At 60.2% G+C, this 9766-nt stretch carries 8 protein-coding genes and 1 pseudogene; 8 read left to right on the top strand and 1 reads right to left on the bottom strand.

The annotated features are described in order from the left end of the window. The 3 genes from BN2476_RS43910 to BN2476_RS43900 all read left to right on the top strand — a co-directional run. On the top strand, window positions 1-724 hold a 724-nt coding region (locus BN2476_RS43910), incomplete at its 5' end, for a sigma factor-like helix-turn-helix DNA-binding protein (RefSeq protein ID WP_087740348.1). Window positions 725-910: 186 nt separating this feature from the next. Next, window positions 911-1390 (top strand): carboxymuconolactone decarboxylase family protein, encoded by a 480-nt coding sequence (locus tag BN2476_RS43905; RefSeq protein ID WP_087740347.1) that lies wholly within the window; start codon window positions 911-913, stop codon window positions 1388-1390. A 71-nt stretch (window positions 1391-1461) separates the two neighbouring features. After that, window positions 1462-1869 carry a cupin domain-containing protein gene (locus BN2476_RS43900; RefSeq protein ID WP_087740349.1) on the top strand — a complete coding sequence of 136 codons (408 nt, stop codon included), beginning with the start codon at window positions 1462-1464 and terminating at the stop codon, window positions 1867-1869. 105 nt (window positions 1870-1974) lie between these two features. Here the strand turns inward: BN2476_RS43900 and BN2476_RS43895 are convergent, their stop codons facing one another. Continuing rightward, window positions 1975-2475 carry an Ohr family peroxiredoxin gene (locus BN2476_RS43895; protein WP_087740346.1) on the bottom strand — a complete coding sequence of 167 codons (501 nt, stop codon included), beginning with the start codon at window positions 2473-2475 and terminating at the stop codon, window positions 1975-1977. Between the two features lie 653 nt (window positions 2476-3128). Between BN2476_RS43895 and BN2476_RS43890 the strand changes: the two genes are divergently transcribed. The 5 genes and pseudogenes from BN2476_RS43890 to BN2476_RS43875 form a co-directional block, all read left to right on the top strand. After that, window positions 3129-4154, top strand: a complete 1026-nt coding sequence (locus tag BN2476_RS43890; protein ID WP_087740345.1) for a LysR family transcriptional regulator — start codon at window positions 3129-3131, stop codon at window positions 4152-4154. A gap of 712 nt (window positions 4155-4866) precedes the next feature. After that, a pseudogene (locus BN2476_RS49145) lies at window positions 4867-5172 on the top strand (lecithin retinol acyltransferase family protein); the annotation flags it as partial. 285 nt (window positions 5173-5457) lie between these two features. Continuing rightward, entirely contained in the window at window positions 5458-6975 is a 1518-nt protein-coding gene (locus tag BN2476_RS43885) for an efflux transporter outer membrane subunit (protein WP_235851250.1), read from the top strand. A 34-nt stretch (window positions 6976-7009) separates the two neighbouring features. Beyond that, window positions 7010-8326, top strand: coding sequence for an HlyD family secretion protein (locus BN2476_RS43880; RefSeq protein ID WP_087740343.1), 1317 nt, complete (start codon window positions 7010-7012; stop codon window positions 8324-8326). Between the two features lie 105 nt (window positions 8327-8431). After that, window positions 8432-9766, top strand: a 1335-nt coding sequence (locus BN2476_RS43875; protein WP_087740342.1) for a DHA2 family efflux MFS transporter permease subunit, incomplete at its 3' end; no start/stop codon positions are given.

Here is a 9766-nt window from a genome sequence, read left to right as displayed (position 1 = left end):
GCCGGGCGCTTACGTTGCAACGCGTCTGTGCATTGACCGTCTTCGTGCTGCGAAAAATCAACGTGAACAGTACTCGGGAATATGGCTGCCGGAACCCGAAATGACCGACCCTACGGCTACGCCAGAAGGGATCAGAGAGCGCGCCGACGATGTCTCCGTGGCCTTTCTGATGTTGCTCGAGCGGCTTACCCCGGAAGCACGCGCAGCGTTCCTGCTGCGCGAGGTCTTCGATGCGGACTATGACGAGGTCGCTGAAGCCATCGGCAAGACGGAGGCCGCGTGCCGCCAACTGGTCAGCCGTGCAAAGGCGCAACTACGCGATGAACGCCCACGCTATGCGGTGTCGCGTGAAACCCATCTCCGCTTGCTGCAGACCTTCATGCAGGCGCTGGAGCGCGTCGATTTCAGCGCGATCAGCGCCTCGCTGGCCGAGGACGCGATGTTGATCGGCGACGGCGGCGGCAAAGTGCCAAGCTTCCCGAAACCGATGGTGGGCGGCCGGCGCATCGCACGGCTCCTCTACGCTTCGTGCCTGCGCTACGGTAACGAACTAAGCGTCAAGCGCGTGCTGCTCAACAATCAATGGGCGCTGCTGCGTTTTGTCGAAGGGAAGCTCGAATCGGCGCAGTCGTTCGAAACGGACGGCACGCGCATCGTCCGTATTCTCGTGCAGCGCAACCCCGACAAGCTGGCGCGTATCGCCGCAGCACACTGCAACGCCTGAATGCAGACTTTCTCCGGCCCGCCTGCGCCTGATTGCTTTTGATTGGTGCCGATAAGGCAACACCGTGATCCGGTTTGCGTGTCTACCGCGCGACGCCGCGTCCACCTACGATGACGTCGTGCGGTGCATTGCCGCTAACGACATCCGCTAAGCGCGGGTGTTCACCACCGTCGCCAGGAGAAGCCCATGACTCAGCGTATCAACTACATGCAGCAATCGCCGGAGCTGTTCAAGAAGTTCCTTGACTTCACCAATCAGCTGAAGGACTGCGCAATCGAAGGATCGATCCGCGATCTCGTTTCGATCCGGGCATCGCAGATCAATGGTTGTGCCTTCTGCGTCGACATGCACATAAAAGAAGCGCGCATTCACGGCGAGCGCGAGCTGCGCCTACATCATGTCGCGATCTGGCGCGAATCGACGCTCTTCGCGCCGCGCGAACGCGCCGCGCTCGAGTGGACAGAAGCGCTGACCAAGCTGTCAGAGCATGGCGTGCCAGATGATATCTACGAACGCGTGCGTACCCAGTTCTCCGAGAAGGAACTGTCGGACCTGACCTTCGAAGTGATGGCCATCAACGGTTGGAACCGCGCGAGCATCGCGTTCAAGGCCGTGCCGGGTTCGGCGGACAAGGGATACGGCCTCGACAAGGCGAACCTCGCCTGAACAGTCCAGTTGTTTCGCTCTTCTTCATCTTCGTCCAGCGCGGGCGAGCCGCGTTATCCGGAGTGCACACCATGTTTCGCCTGAAGAACACTGCAATCGCAGTGCTCGTTGTGGCAGATGCGCTTATCGGCGTGGCTCGCGCCGCGCCTCCCCAAGCGGTCGTGAGTCCGCTGATGACAATGCCGCTCGAAGATTATCCGGGCAAGGAGGGCCTGATGATTACAGTGACGTACCCGCCGGGTGCCGTCGATCCCGTCCATCGGCATCATGCGCACGCCTTTGTTTATGTGCTGGAAGGATCGATCGTGATGCAGGTTAAGGGCGGCAAGGAAGTCACGCTGACGCCCGGACAGACCTTCTATGAAGGTCCAAACGATGTACACACAGTCGGGCGCAACGCCAGCCAGACCCAACCCGCGAAGTTCATCGTGCTTCTCCTGAAGGACAAGGGTGCGCCTGTTCTCGTGCCCGAGAAGTAGGCACGTTCGTGCGGCGACGCTGGAGCGGGGCAGCCACGCGCAGTGGCGGCGGTAGCAATGAATGTCTTCAGCAGACAATCGCACGCCGCCGCCGGGGGCATTGAGTCAGTCGATAACAGTCACGATATTGACGCTCCCTTGTCTAGCCATCTTTGCATACGGGCACAGGCGCTCTGCGGTTCGAACCATCTCTTCCGCCACGCTTCTATCAACGCCCGGTATCCGGACCCGGACATCGATGACCAATGCGTAGCCTCCATCCATGGGATCACGACCAAACGAAACCTGCACCTCCACAACAGCATCGGTGATCTCCATTCCGGCGCGTTTCCCGAGCAGGTTCAACGCACCGTGGAAGCACGCGGCAAAGCCCGCCGCGAACAACTGCTCGGGATTGGTCCCGTTACCGGGTCCGCCGAACTCGGTGGGCAGCCGCAGCTCGACATCGAGATTTCCGTCGTCTGAACGGGCCACTCCAGATGCACGGCCGTGTCCCGTCTCGCCGCCGGAAACAGTGACAGTCGTTGTATAAAGGGGGCAGAATTCCCGGCCCCGGTACCGGTCGAGGAGGGAAAGCGGGGGGGCTTGCAGTTTCTTGTCGTCCATGATGCATTCTCGAGCTCGGTGACGGGCGTTCCTGCCCTCAGTCGTCAATTCGCCGAAGCTAGGCTTACCGAGGCGGGCTCCACCGGGGCAAGTGTTGTCTTCGGCAATCTTTGGGACAAAGCCGCTTCGATGCTGCATGAACGTGGATGGCGACGGTAGAGCTGTCCATGGGGACACCGTGTTTCCAGGATGGCAACAATCCAAATAGTCGGATGAAACCGGTGCAGGATAAGAGGGTCCGAATTCAGCAGATAGCTTGTCACAGGCAGGTGCTACACTGCCACACGCCAGACCTTACATCTCCAGTGGACGGCGCCGCGTTCGAACGGGACTGCCTCGACGGGTATCGATAGTTCAGCGTCAAGCTTGTGCGGTTGCGCTCCAGGTGAGACAGAGCGCAACCGCAGATACCCGCAGGAAAACCCGATAGTTCTCGATGCAGCCACAGGCATCCGCTGTCCATCTGGAGGCAGGGTCCGGCACTGTGGCGCGACGGCCCCCCGGTTCTGCATTCGCCGCGATTTCCGGTCCCGCCGGAGCTGCGTCAATGACCGCCGCTCCATCGCTGCAACACGACAGTCGCCGTCGGCGCCAGCACGCATGCTGGCGCTCCGGACGGCTCACCCGTTCATGTGTAGGTAGTGGGGCTCTTAATGGATCAATCGGATACTTCGCATCGAGGTTTTCGCGTTGTCTTGCCAAATAGCGCGGACGCTTTGTCTACCTGTTTCTCGACGAGCTACGCGGGGATCATCGCTTTCATGGCGGTTGCGAGCGAGGGAAGCTTTGCCAAAGCCGGGGAACGACTGGGGGTTGGACGCTCGGCTGTCTGTCGAAATGTTCAAAAGCTTGAAACGCAGCTAAGCACTCGCCTCTTTCTCCGAACGACTAGAACAACAACCCTGACGCAAGAGGGCGAAAGGTTCTTCGAGAACTGCAATCAGGGTGTGACCCATATCGTTGAGGCAATCAACGACATGCTGGATCTCCGCAACGGTCCGCCTCGTGGCTTCCTTCGAGTTCGCTCGACGGTTGGATTTGGGCGCAAGGTGGTGGCTCCATTGCTTTTCAGGTTCTCCCAGGCCTACCCCGATATCGCGGTCGACCTGCTTCTGGATGACAAGCCAGCCGATTTTGCCGCGGAACAGATCGATGTCGCGTTTCGTGATGGGCACATCGAGGACTCCAGCATCATCGCGAAACAGTTGATTCCAATGCAGAGGGTACTCTGCGCATCCCGCGCCTATGCCGAGGAGCGGGGGTTGCCATCTACGCTGGAAGATCTGGAGCAGCACGACTGTATCAACACGAGAGTCAACGGTCGCGTCTTTGAGTGGGATTTCAAGGTTGATGGCCATGTGCGAAAGTATCTGCCGACCGCCAGATTGACTTTCAATGACTCAGACCTGGTATTGAAGGCGGTTCTGGAAGGTCGTGGAATCGCCCAACTGCCCGGATATCAGATATGCGATTACATATCGCGCAATGAGCTCGTCATGGCGTTAAGGCGATATGTGCCTGACGACGGAGGCCACTACATCTGCTTTCTCAGCCGACAGAATTTGCCGTCACGCATTCGCGTGTTTGTCGATTTCATGACGGACGAAATTCGGGCGCTCGATTCGCTTTGTCTGGGCGAATACAACACGGATTATTCGGAAAGCCGGCATCAGGCATAAAGCAATTCAAGTGGCGCCGTTAACGGTGCGTCGCTTTGATCGCATGCTTTGCGTCTCGGATCTTATGCGTCAGACGATTTCGCCGATAAAAGCGGGGAAGCCCCTGGTCGTCATCGCCGGGGTGTCGAACGCACTCATACGTAGCGTTACTTTCGTCGGCTTGCGCCATCATTTGCTCGATGTTCCCCACGCAGAGTTGTCAGCGATACCCAGTGTTTGAATGGGCGTCGAAATAAACTTCGTCTCGCTGACTTCGGGAGCACTACCTGGACTGCGCCTATTGGTGCCGACTCGGCAACAGTGAGTGTTCTGATGCGTATCTACCAAGGTGGTGGCTCGACACCTACCATTTCGACATGGAATCGCGATCGCGCTGACCGAGTAGATGGTCGTTGAGGTCGTGAGTGGAGAGCGCAATGTTTCGTCTCGGACCCCTGTCGGTGTTTCTAGGCTGGATCATGCTATCTGCGGTCAGTATTGGGCTTGCGATTGTCGTTTCGTTCAGCGGCATTTTCTAAAGTCGGATATCCGCCTTCCAAATCGCGAACGTAAATCCGCTGTGATGCAGTGGCCGATTCTCTCGAGGGGAGCATCCTCGAGGGGCTCGTGTTGCCTTCAGCTCCTGGGAGGGTGATTCACTCTTCGGTGTCTTTATGCACGCGGCCTGCTGGTAATACTGAACGCAATACAGACATGACATTGGCGGTTCGCCATGGAACGCTCATCTATTGCTTGCCACACAACGTCGCCGGCATTGACCAGCACCGAATGCACTGTCGAAGTGGGTGCCCATCTTGTTTGCGAGCAGGAAGGCTATACGCACCACGGAATTTATGTGGGGAATGGGCAGGTTATTCACTATGGGGGCTTTCATCATTCCGCGAAACGACGCCCTGTTGAATATATTCCGTTGCGCGGCTTTGCGGCAGGAAGAGATATAAAAATTCAGCCTGAACCAGACGCCATTTATACCGGCATCAATGCCGTAGCCAGAGCCAGGTCCCGCTTAGGCGAAGACCGATATAAGTTGCTGACCAATAACTGCGAACACTTCTGCACATGGTGTGTGCTAGGCGTCGGGCGCAGCGAGCAGGTACGGCGTTGCTTAAGGAATCCATGGAAAGGTATCAAGACGCTGTTCGCGCTTGCGAGGGAGGGATACATGCCTTATGTGGCCGCGCAAAGCGGCCTCATCGGGACTGTCACCGTGCAGGTCGCGCAGCGTGTCGCCGAGGTCATCCCGAACGAACACCGCGTTGTTCGACCACGCACCTATTTACTCCACTATCTGATGAGCCAGAAAATGAGCATTCAGTCAAACACCAGACAGCGCGCATCACACGCACTGAGACTTGGTGTGTCCATGATGTTCGCGGCGGCGCTATCGGCGTGCGTGAACTACGTCGGCATCCATAGCGACGCTAAAACGGCCGAGCCGAAGCAGTATGCGACGCAGCAAAGCCTTCCCGTCGAACAAGGCCATTGGCCTGCCGCCAACTGGGCTGACCAGTTCGGCGACGCGCAACTGAAGGCGCTGATCGACGAAGCATTGGAGCGCAGCCCGACGCTCGATCAGGCGCGTGCCCGCGTTGCCGCGGCGGCGGCATACAGCGAAACGGCGAAGGCCGGCACGATGCCGCGCGTCGACGCCAGCTATTCGCTCACGCGTCAACAGTTCTCGAATACGACATTCGTGCCGCCTCCATTTGGTGGCTCGTGGCAGACGGAGAACAAGGGCCTGCTGAGCGCTTCCTATGATCTCGACCTGTGGGGCAAGAACCGTGAAGCGCTGAAAGCGGCAATCTCGCAGACTCAGGCGAGCCGGGCCGACGAGGAAGTCGTCAAGCTGACGCTGACGACGTCGATTGCCCGCACGTACAACCAGTTTGCGCGCCTGTATGTGCTACGCGACATTGCGCAAGAGGAAATCACGCAGCGCGAGCAGATCGACCGGATTACGGCGGGCCGCATCGCGACGGGGTTGGATACGGAAGTCGAGCGCAAGACCGCGCAGGCCAATCTCGCGACGAGCCGCGCCGCGCTGAAATCGCTGGATGGCCAGATTCTCTCGACGCGCTATCAGATCGCCGCGCTGCTCGGCGAGGGTCCCGACCGTGGCTTGCAGATCACGCGGCCCGCGCTCGGCACGGGTGACGAAGTGCGCCTGCCCGACAATCTTCCTGCCGATCTCCTGAGCCGCCGTCCGGACATCGTGGCCGCGCGCTGGCGTGTCGATGCGATGACGCACGATGTGAAGGAGGCGAAGGCCGAGTTCTATCCCGACATCAATCTGAGCGCCGCAATCGGGCTAGACGCATTTGGCTTCGGCCGCTTTCTGACGGCGGCGAGCCGCACGGCATCGATCGGTCCGGCAATCCACTTGCCCATCTTTGACGCAGGCGAACTGCGCGCGCAACTGAAGGGCCGCTACGCTGACTTCGATTACGCCGTCGCGACCTACAACCAGTCGCTTGTGACTGCGTTGAGCGAAGTCGCGACACAGCTCGCCGACGTGCGTTCGACAGACACCCAGCTTGTCGATGCGCAGACCGCGCAGGACGCCGCGCGCCAGGCCGACAAGCTCGCACTCGTGCAGTACAAAGCCGGTCTCACGAACCAATTGACGGTGCTGAACGCCGACGTCAACGCGCTTTCTGCCGATCAGACCGTTGCGAATTTACGCATGAACCGCCGCGATCAGCAGATTGCATTGGCTTCCGCGCTGGGCGGCGGCTTTGTCGACACATCGAACGCAGACTCTGCGGCAGCGCCGCGCGCCGATGCGTCCGGATCCAACACGCCTGTCGTCGCCGCGCGCTGAGCGGCTACCCACCGAATCAGCCTGGAGAATTGAAATGAACGAAACGAACACCGCGGAGCGCCAAGAGACCCAGGCGACCGGTGCCAAACATGACGCATCACCTGACCTGAAAACCGCAGTCGCGAATGGACCGGAGACACGCAAGCGCAAGTTGCTGCTCGCGCTGCTCGGCGCGGCTGTCGTTGTGTCGGCGGCGGCTTATGGGGCGTACTACATGACGTATGCGCGTTACCACGAATCCACCGACGATGCGTACGTCAGCGGCAACCTGGTGCAGCTGACGCCGCAGGTGACGGGCACGGTTGTGGCGGTGAATGCCGACGATACGCAGATTGTGAAGGCAGGCGATCCCGTGGTTGCGCTCGATAACGCGGATGCCAGAGTCGCGCTTGGCAACGCGGAAGCGACGCTCGGGCAGACCGTGCGGCAGGTGAGCAGCCTGTATGTGAACAACGATTTCTATGCCGCGAACGTTGCGCAGAAGCAGTCCGATCTGACCCGTGCGCAGGACGATCTGCGCCGCCGCCAGGCCATCGCCGATACGGGCGCTGTGTCGGCCGAAGACATCGCGCACGCGCGTGACACCGTGACGGCCGCGCAGGCAGCGCTCGATGCCGCGCGTCAACAGGCCGAAGCCAACCGCGCGCTGACCGACCGCACGACGATCGACCAGCACCCGAACGTGCAAGCCGCCGCGTCGAAAGTCCGCGATGCGTATCTCGCCTATGCGCGCAACACGTTGCCGGCGCCTGTCACGGGCTATGTCGCGAAGCGTTCGGTACAGGTCGGCCAGCGTGTGTCGCCGGGCACGCCGTTGATGGCGATTGTGCCGCTTGAGGGCGTGTGGATCGATGCGAACTACAAGGAAAGCCAGTTGCGCAACATGCGCATCGGTCAGCCCGTTACGCTAACGGCCGATGTGTATGGCGGCAAGGTGACCTATCACGGCCGCGTCGTCGGCTTCTCTGCGGGCACGGGCAGCGCGTTCGCGAGTTTGCCGGCGCAAAACGCGACGGGCAATTGGATCAAGATCGTGCAGCGTCTGCCCGTGCGCATCCAGCTCGATCAGAGGGAACTCGAAGCGCATCCGCTGCGCATCGGCCTGTCGATGGATGTCGATGTGGATACGCACAACAATACGGGCCCGCAGCTCGGCGCGGCCGAGAACACGTCATATCGGACTTGTGTGTTTGCCGAATACGGCGCGCAGGCCGACGCCGAGATCGAGAAGATCATCGCGCAGAACATCGTTCCTTTGCATGCGGGGTCCACGGGCAAAGTCGTATCGTCGATGCCATTCGCAAAGCGCGACGCAAGCGACAGGAGTAGCGCTAAGCAGCACGCAGGCTAAATCAAATCCTCGAACGCGCCGCTCGGGCGCGTTTGAGTTTATTCAATAGCTCGACAGGCCAGATAAACACGCCGGACCTGTCGAGAGGTTCGAACTGGAAGCGACATGAATCCCTCGATGCAACTTGCACCGCCTCCGCTGACAGGCGGCAAGCTGGTCCTCGCGACACTCGCCGTCGCGCTCGCGACGTTCATGAACGTGCTCGATTCATCGATTGCGAACGTGGCCATTCCAACCATCTCGGGCAACCTCGGCGTATCCGTCGATGAAGGCACGTGGGTGATCACGCTGTTCTCGGCGGCCAATGCGGTCGCGATTCCGTTGACGGGTTGGCTCACGCAGCGCGTCGGTCAAATCAGGCTTTTCGCGGCCGCGATCCTGCTGTTCGTGTTCTCGTCGTGGCTGTGCGGGGTCGCGCCGAACTTGATCGTGCTACTGGGTGCGCGCGTGTTGCAGGGCGCCGTCGCGGGCCCGCTGATTCCGCTCTCGCAGGCCATTCTGCTCAGCTCGTATCCGAAGGAAAGAAGCTCGACGGCGCTGTCGTTGTGGGCGATGACGGCGACGGTCGGGCCGATTGCGGGTCCTGCGCTGGGCGGCTGGATCACCGACAGCTATAGCTGGTCGTGGATCTTCTATATCAACATACCCGTTGGCCTGTTTGCCGCCGCCGTGACCTGGGCGATCTACCGCGACCGCGACTCCTCGACGCGCAAGCTTCCCATCGACAAGGTCGGCCTGCTGTCGCTGATCGCATGGGTCGCGTCGTTGCAGATCATGCTCGACAAGGGGAAGGATCTCGACTGGTTCAACTCGCCCGTGATCCGCGCGCTCGCCGTCGTCGCCGCCATCAGCTTCCTGTTCTTCCTGATCTGGGAGTTCACGGAGAAGAATCCGATCGTCGATCTTCGCCTCTTTGCAGAACGCAATTTCCGCGGCGGCACGATCGCGATCTCGGTCTCGTACGCGGTGTTTTTCTCGAACCTCGTGATCTTGCCGCAGTGGATTCAGGGTTATCTCGGCTACCGTTCGGTGGATGCCGGTCTCGTGACGGCGCCGCTCGGAATCTTCGCGGTCCTGCTCGCGCCCGTGATGGCGAAAATCATGCCGAAGTCCGATGCGCGGGTTCTCGCGACGCTGGCCTTCCTCGGCTTCGCAGGCGTGTTCTTCATGCGCTCGCATTACACGACGGGCGTCGACGCCTACACCTTAGTGCTGCCGACGCTGCTGCAAGGCATTCCCATGGCGCTCTTTTTTACGCCGCTTACCGCGATCATCCTATCCGGGTTGTCGCCCGACAAGATTCCGTCGGCCGCCGGCCTGTCCAACTTTGTGCGCGTGTTCGCGGGCGGCGTCGGCACGTCGTTGATCTCCACGGGTTGGAACGACCGCACGATCCTGCATCATGCGCAACTCGCCGAGCAGTCGAGCGTGAACAACCCC

Origin of the sequence: Paraburkholderia piptadeniae (assembly GCF_900007165.1) — a bacterium.
Classification (GTDB): Bacteria; Pseudomonadota; Gammaproteobacteria; order Burkholderiales; family Burkholderiaceae; genus Paraburkholderia; species Paraburkholderia piptadeniae.
The sequence above is the reverse complement of the archived record's forward strand: the minus strand, read 5'-3'. Positions and strand labels throughout refer to the sequence as shown.